Source organism: Alienimonas chondri, assembly GCF_013036045.1.
Taxonomy (GTDB): Bacteria; Planctomycetota; Planctomycetia; order Planctomycetales; family Planctomycetaceae; genus Alienimonas; species Alienimonas chondri.
In genome coordinates this window covers 1-22263 of record NZ_WTPX01000052.1, presented here as the reverse complement: position 1 = coordinate 22263, position 22263 = coordinate 1, and the positions used below count along the sequence as shown (strand labels likewise).

The window sequence follows — 22263 nt, the reverse complement described above, 5'->3', positions numbered from 1 at the left end:
GCCGTGTCCCACGGGGGCATTCCCGCGCCGTCCGCCGGGGGCGGAGCGCCGGTAGAATGGACTTCACCCAACGACGAACGGCGGACAACAGCAGAGCAGCGAGGGGATCGTCCCCGCCACATACGCCCCGACGAAGGCCGTCAGATTCTCAGGCCATTTCGCGTGGCGGCGGCGGCGAACCCGCAGAGCCAACGCGGCGCCGCAGAAGCCAGCCCCCGCGCCGATCGTCCAAGCGGAGCACGTCAGCAGCAGTAAGTAGGAGAGCGCCCCCTCCCCGTGGGGCAGCTTGCCGCCCTGACGGACGACTTCGATCGTGAACAGCACGCCGAGGATTACCGTCGGCGGCGTCAGAAACCCGAGCGACCCGCCGAAGAACGCCGCAATCGCACCGGGCATCTGCTCAGTGCGGTGCGGCGGTCGAGGGGCCGTCACCCGCATTACCCGATCTTCACCGGCTCCCCGCTGGCCGCGCTCTTGTAGAGGGCGTCGAGGAGGTACTGCACGGTCAGGCCTTCGCGGCCGTCGGCGGGGTGGGGTTTGTCTTCGCGGATCGCTTCGATGAACTCCCACATGCTCGGCGGGGGGACGGGGGCCGGTTCGTGGAGGTCGTCGTCCCAAAGGGCGCCGGCCCGTTCGCAGGTCAGTTCGGCGCGGAAGTCGTAGCCCTCGCCGATGTTCTCGTGCACCAAGCCGCCCCTGGTGCCGAACAGGCGGGTCTCCATCCGTTCGTTCTGCCGTTGATTGCCGGCCCAACTGGCTTCGAGGCTCAGCATTTGGCCGGATTTGAAGCGGATCGTGCCGGCGGCGAAGTCCTCCACGTCGAACTTGTTGCCGCTGTCGGCGACGGCGGCGCCCGTCAGGGCGTTCCAGGTCTGGCCCATGACCCACTCCGGCTCCGGGTAGCCCATCAGCCAGAGGGCGAGGTCCAGCCGGTGCACGCCGAGATCGATCAACGGGCCGCCGCCGGCCATCTTCTTTTGGCCGAACCAGCCGCCCCAGCCCGGCACGCCGCGGCGCCGCGTCCAGACGGTGCGGCCGTAATAGATGTCGCCCAAGTCGCCGGCGTCCACGCGGGCCTTGAGCGCCGCGGCCTGGGCGGTGAACCGAAACGAAAAGTTCATGCCGAGGCGTTTGCCGGCGGCTTCGGCGGCGTTCAGCATTGCCTCGCCGTCCGCGGCGCTGGTGGCGATCGGCTTCTCGCACAGCACATGGCAGCCGGCCGCAAACGCCTGCTCCGCCAGCGGCCGATGCAGGCTATTGGGGGTGCAGATGGAGACCACGTCCAGCTTCGCCTCCGCGAACAGCGCCGCCGTGTCGCGGTATTTGCCGGCGATGCGGAACTCGTCCGACATGTTGGACAGCCGGTTTTCGTCCAGGTCGCAGAGCGCGACGACCTCGCAGCCCGGGTGGGTGCGATAGCCCTCGATGTGCTTGCGGCCGATGCCGAGACCGATGACGCCGACGCGGAGAGGGTTCAAAGTGACGGGAGGCAGGTTGAAGGAAACAGGCGAGCGGCGGGCGTCAGCCCGCTGAGGGAGAACCGACAGGCGTCGATCACGCCTCCGTGCGATACTCCTCCGGCTGTTCGTAGCCGGGGATCGCGATGCGCGGGTTGTCGTTCTTCGACGCCGGCAGGCTGAGGGGCGCCCGCGGAGCGGTCCAGCGGACGGCGTTGCCGACGACCCGCAGAATCTGGGCGTTGCGATACATCGGGTAGGTCTCGTGGCCGGGGCGGAAGTAGACGATCCGCCCGTTGCCGCGGGTCCAGATCGCGCCGCTGCGGAAGACGTTGCCGCCTTGGAAGTTGCTGACGAACAGCAGGGTTTCCGGCTCCGGGATGTCGAAACGCTCGCCGTACATCTCCGCTTCCGGGAGTTCGATGCAGTCGCCGATGCCGGCGGTGACCGGGTGGTGCGGGGCGAGGTTCCAGAGGATTTCCCGCTCGCCCGCTTCCCGCCACAGCAGGGAACAGGTCGTCCCCATCAGCCGCTGAAAAATCTTCGCTTCGTGCCCGCTGTGCAGCACGACGAGACCCATCCCGGCCAACACGCGGTTCTGCACCCGGGAGACGATCGCGTCGCTGACTTCGCCGTGGGCCATGTGGCCCCACCAGGTGAGGACGTCGGTCGATTCGAGAACGTCCTCGGTCAGCCCGTGTTCCGGCTCGTCGAGGGTGGCGGTGCGAATCGTCAGGTCCGGCGCGGCGAGACCGCGGGCCAGCTCGGCGTGGATGCCGTCGGGATAGACGGCTTTCACGTCGTCACGTTCCCGCTCGTGGCGGAACTCGTTCCAAACGGTTACCCGCAGCGGGTCGGACATCGTGGCTTTCTTGGCGAGCGGGGGGCGTCAGCCCCCTGAGCGAACGGACAACGGGCGGCGGGAGTGTGCCGGCCCGCAGAGGATTCCGAAAGGCTCCCCGGCCGATCGAACGCGCCGGAGGCGACCGGGCGACGAAAAGAGCCGCGGCGGGCCGTTTCCCGTGGGAATCGGCCCGCCGCGGCGGGGACGTTCAAGTTGTGGCCAGCCTCAGGTCGCAGGGACCCTGTCGCTTAAGGGAGGAGCGGTGAACTCCGCGACGCTGGCGCTCCGGGTTGTGACTTCAAGGTTCAGGTAACTGAATTCAACCTGACGAAACCGGTCGTCCAAGCGGACGGGCCGGATTCAGTTGCAGCCGCAGGGGGCGGCACAGGTCGGGGCAACGTAGGCCGGGCCGACGCCGGCGTCGCCGCAGCCCGCGTCACAGCCGTTGTAGGCCGGGGCACAGCTGGAGGCACAGGGAGCGGCACAGGTCGGCACACCGCCGCACACGTCGCCGCAGCCGGAGCCGCAGGGAGCGGCGCAGGTGGGGACGCAGCAGGCGGGCTGGCAGCAGACGGGCTGGCAGCAGTTGTCATCCGGGCAGATGATGTTCAGCACGTCCAGGGCGCAAACCACGTCGCCGACGCCGCCGAAGAGGCGATCGCAGAGGCTACGCTTCGGGGCACAGCAGTAGTTGTAGGACGGCGCACAGCCGGTGTCGCAGGTGTTGTAGACCGGGGCCGCACAGGTCGGCGCACACGGAGCGGCACAGCTGGCGCCGTGGCCGAACAGGCCGGCGTTCGCGACGCTGCCGGAGCAACAGAGGGCGGCGACGGCGACGAGGGAGAACAGCTTCATGGGGGACTTTTCCTCTAGGGACGTCTTGAGACCGGGAGGGGAAACCGGCTCGTTCTCCCGACACGCCGTCTCGGCGGGCAACGCGGTCACGTTGCCCATCGGCCGTTTGCCCGAAGGCGAACGGCTGGCGGGGCGTTCGTCCGACGACCCCGTGGGGACGGCGAGCGAGCGGAGGCGAACCGGAGCAGGTTCACCACTCCTTTCGTCCGAACAGCCGCCCGGACTGTGCCCGAGGTGTCCCATCCGTCTGCTTTCCCTCGCTCGAGGACGTATCCTCCGCTTCCTATCGATCGTGCCGACTCGAACTCCGCGTTTCTGGTCGAAATCCCGCGATTCGACTCATTTCCCGACGCACGACCGAGAGCGTCGTTGCGGGACCGCCCGCCGAGAAGTTACCGGAGCGCCGTCCGGCAGCAGCGCTCGTAGAGCAACCCCTGCGAAATCCCCGCCGACGCGGCGCTGCGGGGAACCTGGCTCGCCGCGGAGAACCCCGGGACGGCGTTCAATTCCAGCAGCCACGGCGTTCCGTGCGGGTCGATCCGCAGGTCGACGCGCACCAGACCCTCCGCGAACAACGCGTCCGTCGCCTGCACGGCGAGCGCCGCGGCGCTCGCGGCGAACCGCCCCTCCTCGCCTTCGTCGGACTCCGCGGTCACGACGTCAAACCGCGTGCCTTCCTCCTCATACTTCGCCGCGTAGGTGAAGAGGGCGGCCGATCCGCCGGCCGGCGTGATCCGCAGCGGGGGCAACGCGACGCCGTCCAAGACCGGGACGCTCCACTCCTGACCGGGGATGTACTGCTCCGCGACGGCGAGGAAGTCGTGCGCGTGGGCCTCCGCCAGGGCGGCGGACAGCTCGCTCAGGTCGTCGATGCGCGTCACCCCGACCGACGATCCCCCGGCGTCCGGCTTGATGACGAACGGCAATGGCCAGGTCTCGGCGTCCTCCGGCAGCTCTCCGTCACCCAACGATCCGTCGACGAACTCCGCCCACGGAGCAGTTCGCAGATTCAACTCCGCCCAACGGGCCTTGGAGAGCCGCTTCCGCCACGACAGGACGGAACTCCACACCCCGCTGCCGGTGTAGGGCAGGCCCATCCGGTCCAGCACGGTCTGCACGCGGCCGTCCTCGCCGAACGGGCCGTGCAAGGCGATGAAGGCGACGTCGAACGGCCCGCCGAGGCCGGCTTCATTCTTCTCCCCGCCCGGAGCAAACGGACCGTGCACCGGGTCGAGCGTCATCAGGGCGTCGACGCAGTCCTCGTGCGATTGCGGCAGTTCGAGTCGCACCGCGTCGTGCCCCCGCTCCTTGAGCGCCGCATGCACCGCGGCGCCGCTGGCGAGACTCACTTCTCGCTCGGCTCCCATCCCGCCGCACAGCACCACGATCCGCAGCGGATCCTCCGTCACGGCGCCGGGCCGCAGTTCCTCCGGGGTGAAGCCGAGGGCGGCGGCGAAGCGAGCGGTGCCCGAGGCGGCGGGAACGACTTGGGACTCCGGATCGCTCACCAGATCCGCAATTCGGTTTCGAGTTCCACGCCGGTCCGCTGGCGGACGGTGTCGCGGCAGAGATCGATCAGCCGCAGCACGTCGGCGCTCTGAGCGCCCTCGCCGGTAACGATGAAGTTGCCGTGCCGATCGGAGACCTCCGCCCCGCCGACGCGGGTGCCCTTCAGCCCGGCTCGTTCAATCAGGTCGCCGGCGCTCTGCCCGCGGGGGTTCATGAACACGCAGCCGGCCGACTGATGCGAGAGCGGCTGGCTGCTCTTCTTGAGGATCCACGTCTTGCGGGCCCGGTCCGCAAGATCGTCCGGGTCGGCGGACTTCAAAGCGAACGTCGCCCGCAGCAGGCACAGCTCGTCCAAGCTGCTGCGGCGATAGCCGAAGGAGAGTTCGTCGCGGGTGCGGGTGACGATCTCGCCGGAGCGGGTCATCACCTCGACGGAGTCGCACACCGAACCCACGTCCGCGTGCCGACCGCCGCTGTTGCCGTGCAACGCCCCGCCCACGGTGCCGGGGATGCCGACCAGCGTTTCCAACCCGGCCAGCCCCGCTTTAACGGTCTCGGCGACGAGGTGCGACAGCGGTGCCCCGCAATCCACCGTCGCCGTACCGGCCTCGGCGTCGATCGTTAGCTCGCTCCAATGTTCCTTGGGGAGCCGGATGACCAACCCACTGACGCCCTCGTCCCGCACCAGCAGGTTCGACCCGCCGCCCAGCAGGCGACAGGTGGTGTCCGTCTCCGCGCACCGCTTCACCAGCGCTTGCAGCTGATTGCGATCGGTCGGTTCGGCGAAGTGCTGGGCCGGCCCGCCGACGCGCAACCACGTCTTCGGGGCGAGCGGTTCGTCGGTCGACACGGTCGCCCCGGCAAGGTCCACGTCCGCGAACGGCTCGGCGGGGGCGTCGCCGGCGTCGCCGTCGGCGTTCTGGTCGGGAGCGGGAACGTCGGGGGGATTCATCGGCGCTGGGGCGTTCAAGGGGCGCCGGGGGCGTCAGGCAGTCGGGAAAAACAGGTCGCGGGCGCGATCGATATCGCCCGCCCCGGCGAGCACGACGGCGTCCCCCGGGCGTGTCGAATCGTCCGCCCAGCCGACCAGAGCGTCAAGGTCAGGCAGGTAGGTCGCCCCCGCCGCCTCGGCCAATCGCCGCGACATCGCTTCGCACTCCGCGGCGCTTGCGGTTTCGCGGGCGGGGAAGACGGGCAACACCGCAGCCGCGGCGTAGCCGCTCAATGCGCCGACGAACTTATGGAAGAGGGTTTCCGTCCGACCGCCTTGATGCGGTTGGAAGGCGATTGCGGCCCTCCCGCTTGCGGCCGCCTGCTGCGCTATCACTCGGGTCTCCCGCAGAGCCGTAGGGTGATGGGCGTAGTCGTCGAACACCGCGCGGCCGTGCCAGTCGCCCAGCAGCTCGCACCGTCGGCGAAGGGCAGGTGCAGAGCACAGGGCGGCGGTGAAGCGGTCGACGAGTTCCACGTTGGTCGCCGCCGAGACGTCGCCTCGCAGAAAATCCCGCACGCTCACTCGGTCGTGCCGCCACAGCCCGTCCGTTCGGCGGAGGACGTAGTCCGCCGCGGCGATTGCGAACCCGACGTTTTCCGGATGAGAGTGTACGGGGACCGGGAAGCGGAGCGGCTCGCCCTGCTCCGGAAGATACAGACGCATGGTCACGGCAGAGCCGTCAGGCGCCGGTTCGTACCCGCCCGCCTCCTCATAGTCCCCGTACGCCTCTCCGCGCAGCAACGCATATCCGCGCGACTTCGCCGCCCGACGAGCGCCCAGCGAGTCGTAGGCATATAGCAAGAATCCGTTGACTCCCCGGTTTGGGTCGTCCATCGCGAGCGCGGCCCGTTCAGTCACGCCCCGACAGAACACCTCGAACGCCGCTTCCAATTCCGCGGCGTCTCGATAGCTGTCCGGATGATCGAACTCCACTCCCGTGATCACCGCATGCGCCGGCTCGAGCCGCAGGAAGTGGCGGTTCCATTCGCAGGCCTCGACGACCAATAGCTCCGGGTCGGGATCGGCGAAGCTGTAGGTCGGGTCGACCGGCTCCGCCCCCACGAAGCCGGCGACCCGCTTGCCGCTGCAACGGAGGAGGTGTACCAGCAGCGCCGCGGTCGAGCTTTTGCCGTGGGTGCCGGCGACGGCGATCGTCTCGCGGCGGCGGGTCAGCTCCGCCAGCAGGTCGATGTGCGTCGCCTGCGGGACGCCCTCCGCCTCCGCTTTCCGCCTCGCCGGGTCGGTCGGCGGCACCGCGGGGGAGTAGAGCAGGAGATCAGGCCGCCCGTCCGTCGATTCGTCCCAGACGCGCCCTTCGGGATCGTGGGTGACGGCGAGGCCCTTCGCCCACATTCTCGCCAGCACGTCCGGCTTGCCGCGGTCGGTGCCGGCAACCGTCCAGCCGAACCCGTGCAGCAACTCCGCCATCGCCCGCACCCCGCTGCCGGCGGCGCCCACGCAGAACACGCGGGCCGGGGTGAACGGATCGAGCATCTCCCCAGCTTATCACAGCGAACCGGGGGGCTTGTCCCCCCGGACCGGACGTTCGGTGATCGGGCGTCTCGCTCGGTTCGCTGCGCTCACCGGTCCGGGGGGATGAACCCCCCGGCTCGCGACTGCGACTGAGCGGTCAGACCGCCTGCAACACCGCGGCGGCGGCCTGGCCGGTCTTGGTGCTGTTCACGCTGACGGCCGACGTGCCCTTCAGCGACAGCGGGCCTTCATGCACGACGTCGATCCCGCACAGCGGATCCGGCGTTTCAAAGCCGAGCGTCATCGGTAATTGGCGGTTCCGCAAAGCGAGCACGCTGCCGGCCAATTCCAGGGCGCCGCTGCCGGCGTCCGTGTGCCCGAAGTGGCTCTTCAACGCCGTGACCGGAACGCCGGCGAGGTCGGCGCCGAACAGCGTGTGATACGCCCGGCTTTCGACCAGGTCGTCCCACTTCGTGCTCTTGCCGTGGGCGTTGATGTGCCCGATGCCGGCGATCGAGGAGATGCCGCCGCGGTTCAGCGCGAACTTCATCGCGTTGGCGATGCCCGTCCCCTGATCGCTGCGGATGCCGTTACTGGCGGACCCGGTGCCCAACAGTTCGCAATAGATGTCCGCCCCGCGACGAACCGCATGATCGTACCGCTCCAGCACGAACACGGCCGAGCCTTCGCCGGCGACGGTACCGTCGCGACGGGCGTCGAACGGGCGGAGCGCGTGCTCCGGGTCGTTCGTTTGAGCGGACAGCTCCCCGGCGGAGCGCATCCGGGCGAGGTCGAGGGCGTCCGTGTTGCTGGACGCGGCGCCGGCGATCATCACGTCCGCGGCGCCGCGGGCGATCGTGCGGGCGGCTTCGTCCAACGCGAGGATCGCGCTGGCGTCCTGACAGGTCAGCGTGTTGTTCGGTCCGCGGGCATCAAGCGCGATGGAGACGTGACAAGCCGGCATGTTCGGCAGTTGGCGAAGCAGCCACAGCGGCGGCACGCTCGGCAGGCCCAACTCGCCCCAACGATCCGGGTCAAACGTTCCGTCCTTCTTCATACAGGCCGCGGCGCCCTCCACGAGGGCCAGCGGGCCCGGGGCAATGCGACCGGCGCCGAAGACCACGCCGACGCGCTCCGGATCGATGGATCCGTGCGACAGCAGGGCGTCCTCCGTGGCCAGATCCGCCGCGGCGACGCCCAGTTGGACGTCGCGGCTCATCGTTTTGAAGTGCTTCCGGTGGTTGACCAGATGCACGTTCGGATCGAAGTCCGAGACCTCCGCGACCAACCGGCCATGCGCCCCGAAGTCGTCGTCGCTCATGTCGGCCAACCGCGAGACGGCGTGAATGCCGCCCAGCCCGCCGCACAGGCCGTTCCAAAACGCCGTCCGTCCGATACCGACCGGCGACACGACGCCCACGCCGGAGATCACGATACGCGGGGTCCCGTCCGCACGCCGGGTCTGTGCGACCGGGCGTGGACGCCGCCGCGAACGGCGGGGGGAATGGGAATGCGATGTAGGGGGGATGGACATGATGTCCCGCTCGCCGGTGACGGACCGCGCCCGCAGCCGAATACCGAAGATGCGGGAGCACGCGACGGTGTAGACCGTCGACGGGCGCCGCGCGAAGGCGGGATTCAGCAGGAGCGCTCGATACGCACATCGGTCGCGAAGCGAGCGCGGCATGACGTTTCCAGCGCCGACCCGAAGAACGGATCGGTCTGAGACGTCACAACCGCACGAGCCTCACCTCCGAAGAGTTCGGGGCGACATCGAGTTCCGCTGACCGGCGGCTCTCGACGACGTCCGAGCGAATCGGAGTCGAAGTGCGTAACGGCAGTACGTCTGAGCAGTCTCGAGATTCGGTTCGCTCGCGTCCCACGGCGGGCGGATAGAATCCCAAGCTTGCGCAGCCTGACCAACCGTATTCGACGCCCAAGGCCCGGCATCGTCAAGCTACCTGTTGTCACGAAGACCGAAACAAGGTCGCTTTCCGAGATTTCCCGATAAGGGGACTGCTCGGTCCACCGCGTCAGGAATCTGGATGGACGGCCGTCAAGGGTGTAGACTGCCGGTCGCCGGGGGCTGTGGCGGAACTGGCAGACGCGCCGGATTTAGGTTCCGGTCTCTCACGAGGTGCAGGTTCGAGTCCTGTCAGCCCCATTTCACCGTTCACCTTCCCGGCAACCCCCGTGCCCGTCGGTCCGATTACGCTGATTTTGAACGGTCGGGCGGCTGTCGACGAACGCCTCCGCGAAGCTGTCGGCAGCCTGCGGGACTCCGGCTTTCAGGTCGATGTCCGCGCCTGTTGGGAGGACGGCGACCCCGCCCGTCACGCGCGGGACGTCGCCGAGATCCATGCGAAGCGCCGCGGCGACGCGGATCTGGACAACGCGGTGATCGTCGCCGCCGGGGGCGACGGGACGATCAACGAGGTCGCCGCCGCCCTGGTCGAGTGCGGCGGAGAATGCGAATCGGACGCCGGCGGCCCGATCCTCGGCGTGGTCCCGTACGGCACCGCGAACGATTTCGCGACGGCCGCGGGCCTGCCGGTTGATGATCCCCCCCGCTGCCTGTTGCAGATCCCGGATCTCACCTGTCACTTCGCCGACGTCGGCCGTTTGAACGGGCGGCCGTTCATCAACGCCGCCAGCGCCGGCTACGCGGCCCGGGTGACGACCGAGGCCGATCCGATGGTCAAGAAGCTGCTCGGCGGAATGGCCTACTGGTGGACGGGGCTGAAAAACCTGTCCGACACCGTGGGAACGGAGGTCACCGTGACCGCCGACGGCGATCGTTGGCGCGGGCGGGTGCTCGCCGTGGTGGTCGGAAACGGCCGCTACGCCGGCGGCGGGATCGCCGTCACCCCCCACGCCCGTATCGACGACGGTAAGCTGGAAGTGACGATCGTCCCGGAGGTCGGCGTTTCGGAATACAAAGCGTTGTACGACGACCTCGCCGCCGTGGCCGAGGGGCGCGATCCGAAACTGCTGACCATCGGTCGAGCGGAGAACATCACGATCGAGGCGGACGCCCCGATTCAGGTGAATCTGGACGGCGAACCGCTCACGGATCGTACGCTGAAATTCGACGTGCTGCGGAACGCGATCCGCGTGCTGCTGCCGGCGACTTCCCCGTTGCTGAGCGCCCCGTCGGAGCGGGAAGAGAGGAGCCTGTTGGGCATCGGCGCCGAACGGGGCTGACGGCGTTGTCTCCCGGCGACCTGTGGGACGCCGTGATGGCGTTCGCCGATCGAAATGCGACGGCGTTGTCGTACGTGGCGGCGCTCAGCGCGGTCGGGTTCTTCGGGGGACTGCTCGCGCTGCCCTGGCTCGTGGCCGGGATTCCCGCGGACTATTTCGTCGGGCCGCATCGGCCCGTCACCCGGTCGCCCCGGACGGGACGGCCGCTGTCTCCGACCGTCGTCTGGAGCGGCCGGATCGCGAAGAACCTCGCCGGCGTGACCCTGGTTCTCGCCGGCGTCGCGATGCTCGTGCTGCCGGGGCAGGGGGTGCTGACGATCCTCGCCGGCGTGATCCTCACCGATATGCCCGGCAAACGCCGGTTCGAGCGGGCCGTCGTGCGTCGGCCGGTGGTGCTCCGAACCCTGAACTCTCTGCGTCGGCGGCGGGGAGCGGAACCGCTGCGGGTCGACTGAAACCGTTCAGGCGACGCGAATGCGTTGCGGAAGCATCCGCTTCTCGATGCGGGCGCCGGTCGCATCGAACAGAAACAGGCAGTTGCGGACGGCGTCCCAGACGGCCGTCAGCCGCACGCTCCGCGGGCCGAGCAGTGTGTACTGACAGCCGCACGGCTTGCCGGCTCGGCTCAACGGAGCCGCCACGGTGCGAAACTGTGCCGTCAGCAAGTTTTCCCGGGCACAGAGCGTTTCGTGCACATAGGCGTGCAGTTGCTCCAGCGTTTTCGGGGCCGCGTGATGCGGGGCGGCCTTGGGCGGAGCGGGAGCGGCGGTGGCGGGGGCGTCGGGCACGAACGCCCGCATCGGCCGGCGAGTCGCTGTCGGTGGGGCCAGCCGCCGGGGAGCCGCGTTCGCGGCAGGATCGGCGCCCTCCCCGGGGCCGGCGTTCGCGGCACGATCGGGGAAGCGGCAGGACGCCGTGAACCCGCGCCGCCGTCAGGACCGCCCCCGATCGCTCCGAGCGGTTAGGATTCGCTCATGTCCGACTCCGCCGACCCGCCCGGCCCGCCGTCGTTTCATCTCGACGGCCGGCTCTACGTCAAGGAGATGCAGAGCTGGAAAGCGGTCGTCAAACGAGACTTCGCCAAGCTGTACTGCCACGCGAAGATGCCCGGCGAGGACTTCTACCACCTGCTGACCGGCGGCGAGGTGTACCTCGACAACGGCGAATCGAAGCTCTGTTTAAATTGCGCCGTCCGCACCGGCGTGCTGACCACCGACCGCCAGCATTGGCAGCGGGAAACGAAGCCGACGGACATTCGTTCGATCCCGAACAGCGACGTGGGGCTGGACTAGCAAGCCGATAAGCTTACTCCGCCGGACCACGCGTCTCCTCGTTCCCGGTCCGGGGGGATGAACCCCCCGGCTCGCCGAAGGGCGTGTTCACCGAGCGCACCGCAGCAACGTGCCGTCCGCCGAACCAAACGCACGCCGCCCCGACGGCAACGCACCCCAGAGCCGCAAGCAGGACCGGGGCGGGAAGGTGGGCGCCTTCCGTGACCTCGATGTCGAATCGCTCGCCGAGTTGCTCCTTGTAGCTGGCGATCGTCAGCAGGGCGCCGTTGCTGACCGCGTGCAGCAGCATGCCGGGCCACAGGCTGTCGGTTCGCACGCGCACCCAGCCCAGCAGCAGCCCGAGAAGCGTCGTGCCGATCAACCGGTCGAACATCCCCAGATCCTTCACGACATGGAAGAACCCGAAGGTGACGGCGCTGGCGACGATCGCCCAGACCGCGCCGAAAGGAACCTTCAGCCCGGTCAGCACGAAGCCTCGAAAGGCGACCTCCTCGCACACCGCCGGGGCGATCGCCACGCAGGCCAGCACCAGCGGCAACGGCAGGTTCTGGATTTGCTCGCCGAACTCCGCCAACCGGCCGGCTTCGCCGATTCGATCGGCGGCGCCGAGGGCCAGCAGCAGTTCAAACACCCCCGCCCACGCGCCCAGCCCGAGCAGCAGCCCGCCGAGCGCCCCCACGAACGTCGGCGGGCGGAGGGCGAACGTGATCCGCGGGACCCCCCCGGCCCACTTCGTGATCGCCCACGGCAGGCCGATGAACACCAGTACGGAAACCGCCGCGTTCGCGACCAGCAACGTCGGTAGATCGACGTCCGCGAGGCTCTCCACATCGGTCAGGCCGGCGAGCTTCGCCGGCACGCCGCCCAGCACCAGGAACGCGGCGACGCAGGCCAGCGTGCCCAGCACGATCGCTCCGAGCGGCGGTACGCCGGTGGGGCGCGACGGCGGTTTGAGGAACTCGCTCCACCCGCCCGGCCCGCCGTAGAGGATGGCGTCCGTTCCGAAGATCCGGGCGGCGATGCTGAGGGCCAGACCGGCGTAGCAGACGGTCGCCAGCACCGCCGCCAACGCGGGCAGCAGTTCGACCGTGCCGCCCAGCACCTCCCGGGCGAGCAGCACCAGATTGATCAACGGCGCCGCGGCCCAAGCGAGATCCAGTTCGATCGACGGGGTGAGGGCCAACCCGCCCGGCGCCAGGCAGCACAGCATCAGCGGGATGAGGTACGCCTGAGCCTCCTTGAAGCTGCGGGCCGCGCTGGTGACGGCCAGCAGCACCGCGGCGAAGAAGCCGGCCGTCAGCACCAGCAATCCCGCGGTCGCCGGCAGGCTCCACCAGGGGACGGCGTCGCCGAACAGTTCCCGGTCCAGACCCACCGCGTAGACCGTCGCCGTCATCGCGATCAGGTTCGCCGCGGCCGTCAGCACCGCGACCGCCCAGACGGCCACGAACTTGCCCAGCAGCACCTGCAAACGACTGACCGGCGCGGCGACCAGCGTTTCGAGCGTCCCGCGTTCCCGCTCCCCCGCGGTGCTGTCGATCGCCGGGTAGACGGCGCCGGTCGCGGTCATCAACAGCAGGATGAGCGGCACGACCGTGGCGAGACTGATCGCCCCGCCGCCCTTCGGTTTGATGGACTCCGTGACGAACCCTGCGGGGACTTCCTCGCCCAAGCCCGCCTCTTGGAGCCGCGTTCGCAGCGCCTCCTCGTTCACCGCATCCAACCGGGCGGCGATTCGATTTCCGGTCTGCACCGACAGCGGCGATCCGAACCGCGTCAGCAGGGTGAACCGAGGCTCAGCAGGGTCGTCGGAGACCTGGACGCCCAACTCCGCCCGGCCCTCCTCGACCACCTTCTCAAGCGTATCGCCCGGAAGCTCCGGCATGGACATCGACAGTTCGAGCCGCTCCCCTTCCGGGTTCAGCTCACCGGCTTGCTCCAGGAGGGACGTTCCCCTTTGGAAGACATTTTTGAACGCCGTGGCGTCCGCTTCGGACTCGAACACCACCGGCACCGGCCCGGCTTCCGCCGGATTGGTGGCGATCAGCACGTTCCGAAACAGCACGCCCAGCAGCGGGTAGACCAGCAGCGGCATGAGCACCAGCGTGATCGTCGTGCGACGATCCCGGAGGCTCTCCCGCAACTCTTTCAATGCGATCCGCGGCAGCGGATTGGGGGCGCCGGCGCCTCTCAAGGAATCGCCTGCAAACGGGTGGCGGTCGGGGCTTCGGCGAGGCCCTCCTCTTCACTGAGCAGGTCCACGAACATCTCCGTCAACGTCTCTCGCCCGGTCGCCGCCTGCAGTTCGTCCAGCGTACCCTCGTGCCGGAGCGTGCCGTGATGCAGCAGGCCGAAGCGGTCGCAGAACCGCTCCGCTTCCGCCAGGCGATGGGTGCAGAGAATCACGGCCCGCTGCTGCTCCCGAAGATCGCGGACGAACTCGAACACCCGCTGAGAGCCCACGACGTCCAGCCCGCGGGTCGGTTCGTCCAACAGCATCGCCGGCGGCTGGTGCATGACCGCCCGGGCGAGATTGACCCGCTGCGTTTGGCCGGTGGAGAGGCCGGCGCACCTTCGATCGAGAAACTCCGTCAGGCCGAAGCGCTCCGCGAGGTGCGCGGCTCGTTGGGCGGCTTCCTGACTCGGCACGCCGTACAGATCCGCAAAGAATCGCAGCGTCTCCCGCGGGGTCAGCCACGGGTACAACCCCGCGCTGGCGCTCACCAAGCCGATCCGCCGCTTCACGCCGTCGGGATCGTCGGTGACGCTGACGCCGTCGATTACGGCGTCCCCGCTGGTCGGTCGAAGCAGTCCCAGCACCATCCGCAGCGCCGTCGTCTTGCCGGCGCCGTTCGGTCCCATCAGCCCGTAAACCTCGCCCGGTTCCACCCGCAGGGAGAGACCGCGCACTGCGTGCACCGCGGTGGCGCCCTGGCCGAAGCTCCGCTTCAAGTCGCGGAGTTCGATCATCAGCAGGCGGCGTCGGGGCGGGAGCGGGGACGAACGCTCGGAGTGTATGCGAAGCGTCCCGGACGCGGGGAGCGTCCGGGACGCCGGCGGTGTCCTGAGCGTTGCTACGTCGCTTACGCCGCGGCGCGTTGGGCCTCGTAGGCGTTCAGTTTGTTGTAGAGCGTCTTCAAGGCGATGCCCAACTCCTTGGCGGTCGCCGGCTTGTCGCCGTCGTGCCTGTCGAGCGTGTGCAGGATCACTTCCTGCTCGATCTCCCGCAGCGTCTTGGGGACGTCGCCGTAGGTGGGGGCGGCGACGGAGCGATCGTCGTCGTCCATGTGGGCCAGTTTCAGGCCGACGTTGCCGGCGACGCTGCGGCGGGTGACCTGCGTGGGGAGGTCTTCCGGCTGAATCTGACCCTCGGCGAGGATCGAGGCGTGTTCCAGGGCGTTCGCCAACTCGCGGACGTTGCCGGACCAGTCGTGCGACCTCAGCAGTTCCATCGCCCGCGGGCCGACGGCCTCTTCGCCCACCTTCTTACCCGCCAGTCGGGAGAGCAGGAACGAGCACAGTGCCGGGATATCCTCGGCCCGTTCCCGCAGCGGCGGGAGATCCAGCTCGAAGGTGTTGACGCGGTAGATGAGGTCTTCGCGGAAGTCCCCGTCGCGGGACATCTCGTTGAGATCCTTGTTCGTCGCACAGACGATCCGCACGTCGACGGTGAAGGTCTCGTTCTCCCCGACGCGGCGGATCTCGCTGCTTTCGAGGAAACGCAGCAGCTTGACCTGCATCGGCTTGGGCAGTTCGCCCAATTCGTCCAGGAACAGCGTGCCGCCGTTGGCCGCTTCGAACAGACCCTTGCGGGGCTGATCGGCGCCGGTGAAGGCGCCTTTGCGGTGGCCGAAAAATTCGCTTTCGACGAGGTGCTCCGGCAGGGCGCCGCAGTTCACCGCGACGAACGGCCCGCCGGCCCGCTTACTGCTGGCATGAATCGCCTTGGCGACGACCTCTTTTCCGGTCCCGGTTTCGCCCAGGATCAGCACGCTGGCGTCGGTCGGGGCGAACTTGGCGATCTTCTTCTTCAGCGCGAGCATTGCCGGCGTCGAGCCGATGAACTCGCGGTCGTCCGTCTTCAGCTTGACCGGCTTCGGGCGATCCTCTTCCGGCCACTGTTCGAGCGCCTTCAGTTCACGGATATGGGCGAACGCTTCGCCCAGCTCCGGCATCTGGAGCGGCTTTTCGAGAAATCGCAGGGCGCCGTATTCGAGGGCCCGCTTCGCTTCCGGCAGATCGCCGTGGCCGGTGCAGATGCAGAACTTCGTGTTCGGCGAGACGTTGTTCAGGTGATCCGCGACGCCCCAGCCGTCCACGCCGCCGGGCATGCGGAGGTCGATTAGGGCTGCGTCGAAAGGCTTGCCCTCGGCGACGGCGGCGTCCAGCGCGGCGATCGCCTTCACGCCGTCTTCCACGACCGTCACGTCCCCCTCGGCGATCAGCGGGACCTCGTTCTCGTACACAAACCGGATGCCCGGTTCGTCGTCCACGCAGAGCACGCGCAGCGGAGCGGGGGCGTTGTTCGACATAGCGGCATCCTTGCCTGGCACGGTGATTGCATCGGAGATCAGCCTGGGAGGGGTCGTGGAGAGCGACGCCGCGGCTGACGGGCGAACGGTAGCTGAACCTTCGCGCGCCGGGAAGACCGGTTTTGAAGGTTTTGCAATGTTCGCCCCGAGGATTTGCTCGGGGAACACCCCATGCCCCGCGCCGGCGAACCCCGGAACCCCTACGCGGCAGACGTCCCCCCTCGCTGACGCTCCATCAGCAGCGGCGCCAATCGCTCCGCGGCGAAGACGCGATTCACGGCTCCGAAGTGGCCGCCGTAATGAAAATCGCGAACCCACGCCGGCCGCCAGCGGTATTCGCGGAACCGGTCGTCGGCGGGGTCCGTCCGCTCGAACCCCGCCCAACCGGCGGCCGGGCGGCGAAGGCGGTCGGTCGTGCCGAGGGCGGTCATGAGGAGGACCAGAATCGGCCAATCCAGCCGACTGCAGAACGAATCGATGCCCTCGTCACAGCGCACCTCGAGCGCCGCGGCGTCCACGGTCGGCGAGCAGGCGGGACTGAGCAGCACGGTTCGCGTCGCCGTCACCCCCGCCGGCAGCCGCCGTAGGGCATGCAGCGCGACGGAGGCCCCGCCGCTGTAGCCCACGATTGAAACGGGCGCCGCCGGGAACCGCTCGCGGTGATCCACAATACGCCTCGCCGCTTCGGCGCCTCCTGCTTCATGCATCTCGACGTCCCACAGGTGCCGAACGGCCCGGAAGAACCAACCAGTAGTCCAGTCGAGCACTTCAATACGGCCGGTCAGTCCGCCGTCCGCCAAACCGAGAGCCAAGTCGGCCTCCGCGAAGCTGCGGCTCTGAATGCCCGGCAGGATCAGCGTCAGCCCGGCCTGCTGAAACGCCGGATCATTGAGGCGCTGCGCCCGCCCTTCCACGAATCGCCCAAGCGGGCAGACCGGGACGCGAAGCAGCGACGCCCATCCCGCGCCCCGACGTCGCCAACGATTCGGCCACGGCGAACGAGTCGGCGGGGAGTCAGCGGGAGGCGCGCTCGCCATCGGTGTCTCCCGCAGACTCCCGCGATTCGGCGTCCGAGATACGTTTCATCGCCGTGTTCAGCAATCGGTCGGGCGACTGGACCGTCACGGGCAGCTTGAGCAGCCGATAGCGCCCGTTCGGGTCATCCACTTCGACCGCGACGGCGACTTCGTTTCCGCCGTCTTCGCAGCCGACCACCGTCACTTCGAACGGGAAGTCCCAGCCGCCGTCTTCCCGGGCGACGGGATCGAGCGGCGTGACTCCCACCCGGTCGGTCGGGCTGTTTGCCCCGAGGATCTTCAGCGGCGCCGTGCGGCGGTCGGTGACCGTCACGGTCGCCGTCGTGGTTTGGCCCTCCCGCTGATAAATCATCACCGCGGGCGGTTCGATGCGAATCTCATGCGGGCCGACGCCGTAACGCAACTTGACGGTCTGCTCCACGGCGGCTCCCGCCGGGTCGGTGCAAACGACCTTCACTTCATGTTCGTGCGGGCCCTCCGCCTCGCGGGCGGTATCCGCCCGGACGATCAGTTCGGCGAACCCGCCCGGTTCGATCACCGTCGGATCGGCGGGGTCGAACAGGTCGCGGTTGAGCAGCGGGGTGAGGCAACCGCAGTCCGGTTGGACGGCGGTCACCGTCAGCGGTTCGTCGCCGGTGTTCGTCAGCCGGAACGGGGCGTGGATGTGGCGTCCGCCGGGCACCGCGGGGTTCGCGGCGACATGGCCGCTCGTCCCGAGCGGTGAGCGATCGTGCGAGACGGCATCCCGGGGCGAACCGGGCAGACCGGCGGCGACGCACGCCAGACAGAGCGGAGCCGCGGCCAGCAGCGGCGCAAAGCGACGGAGGCGGGCGGAGAGGACTGCGGACGGCACGAAAAACCCCGGACGGTGGATTGACCGACCGGGGTGGTAGCAGCAAATGCGTCGGCCGCGAAGTGCGACCGTTCGCCCCTACAGTTCCGCTTCGGTCGGCAGGACGAACGGCTCGCGGTACTCGCGAATCAACATCCCGTTCGCCTCGTCCGCCCGATCGCCGGTGAAGTTCTCGCCGGCCAGCGAGAGCGTCGGGCCGAGCGTCAACGGCGTCGCGGACAGGTCGACGTTGTTGTACTCCAGGTGCTGAACGGTGTCCTTCAGCGTTTCGCGTTCGGTCGCGTCGCCCTGCGCGGCGGCGATCTCTTCCAGCGGCGCCTTGTTCCCCATCAGGTAGGAGATGTTGCCGAGGTGGCACAGGGCGCTGGAGAGGTGGCCGTCCTCGATGTCCGCGGACAGCGTCGACCGATCGCCGGAGCGTACGGCGTTCAGGAAGTTTTCGTAGTGGTCCTGATCGGACCCGCCCTTGATGTTGCGAACGAGCTTGCCGTCCGGGTCCAGGATCGAGCTGGAGTTGTAGCCCCACTGAATCGCGGTGCCCTCGGTGCCGTAGAAGACGACGCCGATGCGGTTGCCCCGCTTCTGGCCGTCCGGGCCGTGGATCTCCAGGCCGCGGGTCTCGAAGATAATCCGCTTGTCGCCGTATTGATGGACGGAGACCTGCGTGTTCGGCGTGTTCCCGGCGTCTTCATAACCGAGCCGACCGCCGTAGGAGCTGACCGAATCGCCCAGCCCGTCGACGCCCAGGCCCCAGCGGGCCACGTCCATCTGATGGATGCCTTGGTTGCCCAGGTCGCCGTTGCCGGTGTTGAAGTCCCAGTGCCAGTCGTAGTGCGGGTTGTAGATCCCGGCGCTGCTGCGTTCGGGCCGATAGATCGGCTCGTCCGCGGCCGGGCCGACCCACAGGTTGCGGTCGAGCTGCGAAGGGAACTGCAGCGGCGAATCTTGCTTGCCGATGTCCTTGCGGCGCTTGTAGCAGAGGCCGCGGGCGAGCTTCACCTCGCCGATCTCCCCGGCGAGGACGGCTTCGACCATCTCCCGGGTGCCCTGCATCGTCCGGCACTGGGCGCCGTACTGGCAAAGCCGGTTGTGCTTGCGGGCGGCCTGCACGATGCGGCGGCCCTCAATCACGTTATGCGAGACCGGTTTCTCGACGTACACGTCCTTGCCCGCCTGAATGGCGTGCACGCTTTGCAGGGCGTGCCAGTGGTTCGGGCTGGCGACGGAGACGACGTCGATGCTGTCGTCCTCCAATAGCTTGCGATAATCCGCGTAGGCGTCCGGCTTCTTGCCGGTCTTGGATTCGACCTTCTCCACGCCCAGCTTGGCCAGCAGTTCGGCGTCCGGATCGACGACCGCGGCGACCTCAACGTTCCCGCCCTGCTCGTTGATCTTCAGGTAGTTGGCGATGTGCGAGCCCGAGCCGCGGTTCCGCAGACCCAGCACGGCGACGCGAATCGTTTCGTTCGGTCCTTTGCCGGCGCGGGCGGCGCCGAAGGCGGTATAGGGGGCGACCGATGCCGCGGCGGCGGCGACGGAGGCCGTCTGCAAGAAGGACCGACGGGAAGCGTGCGGCAGCGGCATTGAAGGTGTCCGGGGGCGAGTACGGGAACGCACCAGCGTACCGGGATCAGCGAACCCCGATCAATGCCCCGCCGTCGCGATGCCCCGCGGAGTCCCGTCGCCGCAACGGTTAAACCGTTTCGCACCAGGCGAACTGCGCCCCGCCGACGGCGGCGAGGGTATCGGCCGCGGTCGCCAAGCGGGCCGCCTCGCCCGGTTCGGACAGCGGCACGGCGAACAGGTCTTCTGCCAGTTCGTCGCTCAGGCCGCTGAGTAGATAGATCCGCGCGCGATCCGCCGCGTTCGCCCACGCCGTCGCGGCGAGCAGGTCCGTCGGTCGGAACTGCCGCAGGCTCCTCAGCACGTCGGCCGGTTCGTCCGCTTTGGCCAACTCCGCCAGTCCCGGCGGCGGCGAGCCGGCGAGATCCGAGAGCACGACGATCTTCCCTCCGCGTTCGACCAGCCGGCGGGCCGCGTCCAACGCTCGGGCCGTCGCCTCCCATTTGTCCGCCGCGCCCGGCGCCACGGCGACGACGACGACCTCGCTGCGGATCGGCGCGGTCACCCGCCACAGATCGTTCAGCGTCGTACGACCGCGGCGGAGAACCGAATCGCTGCCGCCGGCCACCACGGCCGCGGTGCCGCCGTCGGCGGCCGGGATCGTCTGCACGGAGAACTGCGTGCCGAGTAACCAACCGGCCTCGTCGGCCAGCTGACGGAGGGGGCGTTCGTCCTCGGGACGCAGTTCCGCGTGTCCCTGACCGCGGGACTTCAGCACGGCTTCTTCGTCCGACAAGCCGGGGATGAACACGCTGTTCGTTCCCGCGACGCCCAACAGCGGATCGAACCGCAACGCCCCGCAGGCGACGACCACGTCGGCTTCCAGCACCGGCCGGGCGAGGTAGACGCGGTCGCCGGCCGCGGTGCTGGCGAGATAGCCGCAGGCGTCCTCCTCCTCCGGATCGTGCCGGGTGAAGGTCGCTGTGCTCGCTGCGGCGCGGGGCAGTCCGCCGCGGATCAGGGCCAGCCGGACCGGGTCGACGCCGGCCTTCGCCAACTCCGCCCACACCCCGCCGACGACCGCCGCGGGGTCGGTGAGGTCCGCGGACAGAGCGAGCGTGACGTGATCGTCCGGGATGACCGAGCGGGAGAGCTGCGGGAACTCGATCGGGTTCGCGAGCGCGTCTTGGACGGCGGCGACCGGATCGGCGACCGAGGTCGGACCGGGGCGGCAAACCGTCAGCGAGGCGCCGGTCGCGAGGGGGAAGGCGCCGTCGGCGCCGGCCGCAAAGGTCAGTTCGGCGGCGGCGGGGGCTTCGGGCACGAGCGGGGCGAACCGGGGACGGGAGCAGGGAACGAACGGCGCAGGGCGGCTATCGTAGAGGCCGCCGCCGCCGAACCCCCGATCGAGGAGCCGGTCGCCGCGGCCGTCTCCTCGATTGAGAGTCGCGACGCCGGGGGAGGCGCCGCGCCCGATCCGCCGGAAGAGTTCGATGAGGACGACTCCCTGATGATCCGCCTGCAGGGCGGGGACCGGGCGGCGTTCGACGAACTCGTCAGCCGACATAGCGGGCCGCTGTTCGGGTTCTTCCTGAAGAACACCCGCAGCCGGCCGCTCGCCGAAGACCTCACGCAGGACACGCTGCTGAAGGTGTACCGGAAGAACTGGGACTACCTGCCCACCGGCCGCTTCCGCGGCTGGCTGTACCGCATCGGGCGGAATCTGATGATCGACGCCGCCCGACGATCGCGGCGGGATGCACTGGTCCGCAGCGTGCGGGTCGACGCGGACGGCGAGGGATCCCCGCTGGATCGGATCGCCGGCGACGGCGATTCGCCCGACGACATCGCGGAACGTCGCCTGTTCGCCGAGTTGGTCGACGAACTCTTGGCGGAACTGCCGGACGATCAGCGGGAGACCTTCACGCTGCATCACTTCGCCCACGTGCCGCTGCCGGAGGTGGGGCAGGCGATGAGCGTGAGCACCTCCACCGCCAAAAGTCGATTGCGGTTGGCCCGCGAGAAACTGCGGGCGAAGCTGGCCGATCGCGGCATCCGTGATCCGTTCGCCGCGGATGAGAGTTAGCGATGAATCGCCAGCCCGAAGCGTCAGCGAGGGATTCGGGCCTCGCCCGCTGAACGCCTTTGCGGCTGCGTCGCGTCCCTCGCTGACGCTTCGGGTTAGTATGTCCTACCACACGGAGATCCATAGATGCCCTTTTTCAGCCGCCTGACGGACATCGTCACCTGTTCGCTCTCCGACCTGCTGGCGGAGACCGACGATCCCGCAGCCGCGTTGGCCGAAATCATCGCGGAGATGGAGCTGGGCCGGGCCGGCGCCGCCCGCAGCGTGGCGACCGCCGCGGGCACGGTGGGACGCCTCACGCGGGAGATCGAAGAACAGCGGGCCGAAGCCGAGCGCTGGCAGGCCGAGGCGAAGCGGGAACTCTCCGCCGGCCGCGAGGCCGAGGCCCGCGTCGCGCTGATGCGCCGGCGGGAAGCGGCGGACGTGATCGCGGGGCTGGAGCAGGAGTTGGGCAGCGCCTCGGAATTGCACCGCCATCTGCAAACGACGGCTCGGGCGTTGGAGGCGCGATTGAACGACGCCAAACGAAAACGGGCGGCGCTCGCCGCCCGTTTTCGTTTGGCG

21 protein-coding genes and 1 tRNA gene are annotated in these 22263 nt (G+C 68.9%); 6 read left to right on the top strand and 16 right to left on the bottom strand.

Going from position 1 to position 22263, the window contains the following annotated elements:
• Positions 1 to 63: 63 nt before the first annotated feature.
• The 8 genes from LzC2_RS09705 to LzC2_RS09670 form a co-directional block, all read right to left on the bottom strand.
• Positions 64 to 396: a hypothetical protein gene (locus LzC2_RS09705; protein WP_171186303.1), complete on the bottom strand. Its 333-nt coding sequence runs from the start codon at positions 394 to 396 to the stop codon at positions 64 to 66.
• Between the two features lie 41 nt (positions 397 to 437).
• Positions 438 to 1478: a Gfo/Idh/MocA family protein gene (locus LzC2_RS09700; RefSeq protein ID WP_171186301.1), complete on the bottom strand. Its 1041-nt coding sequence runs from the start codon at positions 1476 to 1478 to the stop codon at positions 438 to 440.
• A gap of 76 nt (positions 1479 to 1554) precedes the next feature.
• Entirely contained in the window at positions 1555 to 2319 is a 765-nt protein-coding gene (locus tag LzC2_RS09695) for a ThuA domain-containing protein (protein ID WP_171186297.1), read from the bottom strand.
• A gap of 342 nt (positions 2320 to 2661) precedes the next feature.
• Positions 2662 to 3156, bottom strand: a complete 495-nt coding sequence (locus LzC2_RS09690) for a hypothetical protein (RefSeq protein ID WP_171186295.1) — start codon at positions 3154 to 3156, stop codon at positions 2662 to 2664.
• Between the two features lie 392 nt (positions 3157 to 3548).
• A complete protein-coding gene (locus LzC2_RS09685; protein ID WP_171186293.1) occupies positions 3549 to 4664 on the bottom strand; it encodes a D-alanine--D-alanine ligase family protein in 1116 nt (371 codons plus the stop codon).
• On the bottom strand, positions 4661 to 5617 hold the full coding sequence (gene murB / locus LzC2_RS09680) for a UDP-N-acetylmuramate dehydrogenase (protein ID WP_171186291.1): 957 nt from the start codon (positions 5615 to 5617) through the stop codon (positions 4661 to 4663). The genes LzC2_RS09685 and murB overlap by 4 nt, the downstream gene beginning before the upstream one ends.
• A 33-nt stretch (positions 5618 to 5650) precedes the next feature.
• Entirely contained in the window at positions 5651 to 7153 is a 1503-nt protein-coding gene (locus LzC2_RS09675) for a glutamate ligase domain-containing protein (protein ID WP_171186289.1), read from the bottom strand.
• A 136-nt stretch (positions 7154 to 7289) separates the two neighbouring features.
• Positions 7290 to 8666, bottom strand: a complete 1377-nt coding sequence (locus tag LzC2_RS09670; protein WP_171186320.1) for a beta-ketoacyl-[acyl-carrier-protein] synthase family protein — start codon at positions 8664 to 8666, stop codon at positions 7290 to 7292.
• A gap of 548 nt (positions 8667 to 9214) precedes the next feature.
• Here LzC2_RS09670 and LzC2_RS09665 point away from each other — a divergent pair.
• The 3 genes from LzC2_RS09665 to LzC2_RS09655 all read left to right on the top strand — a co-directional run bounded on the left by LzC2_RS09665 (position 9215) and on the right by LzC2_RS09655 (position 10791).
• Positions 9215 to 9296, top strand: a tRNA-Leu gene (locus LzC2_RS09665).
• Between the two features lie 29 nt (positions 9297 to 9325).
• Entirely contained in the window at positions 9326 to 10336 is a 1011-nt protein-coding gene (locus LzC2_RS09660; protein WP_171186287.1) for a YegS/Rv2252/BmrU family lipid kinase, read from the top strand.
• Between the two features lie 5 nt (positions 10337 to 10341).
• On the top strand, positions 10342 to 10791 hold the full coding sequence (locus LzC2_RS09655; RefSeq protein ID WP_206678645.1) for a PGPGW domain-containing protein: 450 nt from the start codon (positions 10342 to 10344) through the stop codon (positions 10789 to 10791).
• Between the two features lie 6 nt (positions 10792 to 10797).
• Here the strand turns inward: LzC2_RS09655 and LzC2_RS09650 are convergent, their stop codons facing one another.
• Positions 10798 to 11124 carry a hypothetical protein gene (locus tag LzC2_RS09650; protein WP_171186285.1) on the bottom strand — a complete coding sequence of 109 codons (327 nt, stop codon included), beginning with the start codon at positions 11122 to 11124 and terminating at the stop codon, positions 10798 to 10800.
• A 186-nt stretch (positions 11125 to 11310) separates the two neighbouring features.
• Between LzC2_RS09650 and LzC2_RS09645 the strand changes: the two genes are divergently transcribed.
• The gene (locus LzC2_RS09645) at positions 11311 to 11628 is read left to right on the top strand and encodes a hypothetical protein (RefSeq protein WP_246254901.1); all 318 of its coding nucleotides are present in this window, start codon (positions 11311 to 11313) and stop codon (positions 11626 to 11628) included.
• Between the two features lie 13 nt (positions 11629 to 11641).
• Here the strand turns inward: LzC2_RS09645 and LzC2_RS09640 are convergent, their stop codons facing one another.
• The 7 genes from LzC2_RS09640 to LzC2_RS09610 form a co-directional block, all read right to left on the bottom strand.
• Positions 11642 to 13822, bottom strand: coding sequence for an ABC transporter permease subunit/CPBP intramembrane protease (locus tag LzC2_RS09640; RefSeq protein ID WP_171186284.1), 2181 nt, complete (start codon positions 13820 to 13822; stop codon positions 11642 to 11644).
• A complete protein-coding gene (locus tag LzC2_RS09635) occupies positions 13819 to 14598 on the bottom strand; it encodes an ABC transporter ATP-binding protein (RefSeq protein ID WP_171186281.1) in 780 nt (259 codons plus the stop codon). Before LzC2_RS09635 ends, LzC2_RS09640 begins: the two co-directional genes overlap by 4 nt.
• A gap of 113 nt (positions 14599 to 14711) precedes the next feature.
• A complete protein-coding gene (locus LzC2_RS09630; protein WP_171186279.1) occupies positions 14712 to 16160 on the bottom strand; it encodes a sigma-54-dependent transcriptional regulator in 1449 nt (482 codons plus the stop codon).
• A 200-nt stretch (positions 16161 to 16360) separates the two neighbouring features.
• Positions 16361 to 17074 carry a hypothetical protein gene (locus LzC2_RS09625; protein WP_171186277.1) on the bottom strand — a complete coding sequence of 238 codons (714 nt, stop codon included), beginning with the start codon at positions 17072 to 17074 and terminating at the stop codon, positions 16361 to 16363.
• A gap of 100 nt (positions 17075 to 17174) precedes the next feature.
• Entirely contained in the window at positions 17175 to 18050 is an 876-nt protein-coding gene (locus LzC2_RS09620; protein WP_171186275.1) for a DUF1573 domain-containing protein, read from the bottom strand.
• A gap of 78 nt (positions 18051 to 18128) precedes the next feature.
• Complete coding sequence (locus LzC2_RS09615; RefSeq protein WP_171186273.1) at positions 18129 to 19634, bottom strand: Gfo/Idh/MocA family protein; 1506 nt, start codon at positions 19632 to 19634, stop codon at positions 18129 to 18131.
• Between the two features lie 109 nt (positions 19635 to 19743).
• Positions 19744 to 20937: a lactate racemase domain-containing protein gene (locus tag LzC2_RS09610; RefSeq protein WP_171186271.1), complete on the bottom strand. Its 1194-nt coding sequence runs from the start codon at positions 20935 to 20937 to the stop codon at positions 19744 to 19746.
• A gap of 186 nt (positions 20938 to 21123) precedes the next feature.
• Between LzC2_RS09610 and LzC2_RS09605 the strand changes: the two genes are divergently transcribed.
• Both LzC2_RS09605 and LzC2_RS09600 read left to right on the top strand, forming a co-directional pair.
• On the top strand, positions 21124 to 21699 hold the full coding sequence (locus LzC2_RS09605) for an RNA polymerase sigma factor (RefSeq protein WP_171186268.1): 576 nt from the start codon (positions 21124 to 21126) through the stop codon (positions 21697 to 21699).
• A gap of 126 nt (positions 21700 to 21825) precedes the next feature.
• A partial coding sequence (locus LzC2_RS09600) for a PspA/IM30 family protein (protein ID WP_171186266.1) occupies positions 21826 to 22263 on the top strand: 438 nt, incomplete at its 3' end.

Coding starts and splice junctions, on each gene's coding strand:
- LzC2_RS09705 (WP_171186303.1), bottom strand. CDS start 396: ATGCCCGGTGCGATTGCGGCGTTCTTCGGCGGGTCGCTCGGGTTTCTG.
- LzC2_RS09695 (WP_171186297.1), bottom strand. CDS start 2,319: ATGTCCGACCCGCTGCGGGTAACCGTTTGGAACGAGTTCCGCCACGAG.
- LzC2_RS09690 (WP_171186295.1), bottom strand. CDS start 3,156: ATGAAGCTGTTCTCCCTCGTCGCCGTCGCCGCCCTCTGTTGCTCCGGC.
- murB (WP_171186291.1), bottom strand. CDS start 5,617: ATGAATCCCCCCGACGTTCCCGCTCCCGACCAGAACGCCGACGGCGAC.
- LzC2_RS09675 (WP_171186289.1), bottom strand. CDS start 7,153: ATGCTCGATCCGTTCACCCCGGCCCGCGTGTTCTGCGTGGGCGCCGCC.
- LzC2_RS09670 (WP_171186320.1), bottom strand. CDS start 8,666: ATGTCCATCCCCCCTACATCGCATTCCCATTCCCCCCGCCGTTCGCGG.
- LzC2_RS09645 (WP_246254901.1), top strand. CDS start 11,311: ATGTCCGACTCCGCCGACCCGCCCGGCCCGCCGTCGTTTCATCTCGAC.
- LzC2_RS09635 (WP_171186281.1), bottom strand. CDS start 14,598: ATGATCGAACTCCGCGACTTGAAGCGGAGCTTCGGCCAGGGCGCCACC.
- LzC2_RS09630 (WP_171186279.1), bottom strand. CDS start 16,160: ATGTCGAACAACGCCCCCGCTCCGCTGCGCGTGCTCTGCGTGGACGAC.
- LzC2_RS09615 (WP_171186273.1), bottom strand. CDS start 19,634: ATGCCGCTGCCGCACGCTTCCCGTCGGTCCTTCTTGCAGACGGCCTCC.
- LzC2_RS09605 (WP_171186268.1), top strand. CDS start 21,124: ATGATCCGCCTGCAGGGCGGGGACCGGGCGGCGTTCGACGAACTCGTC.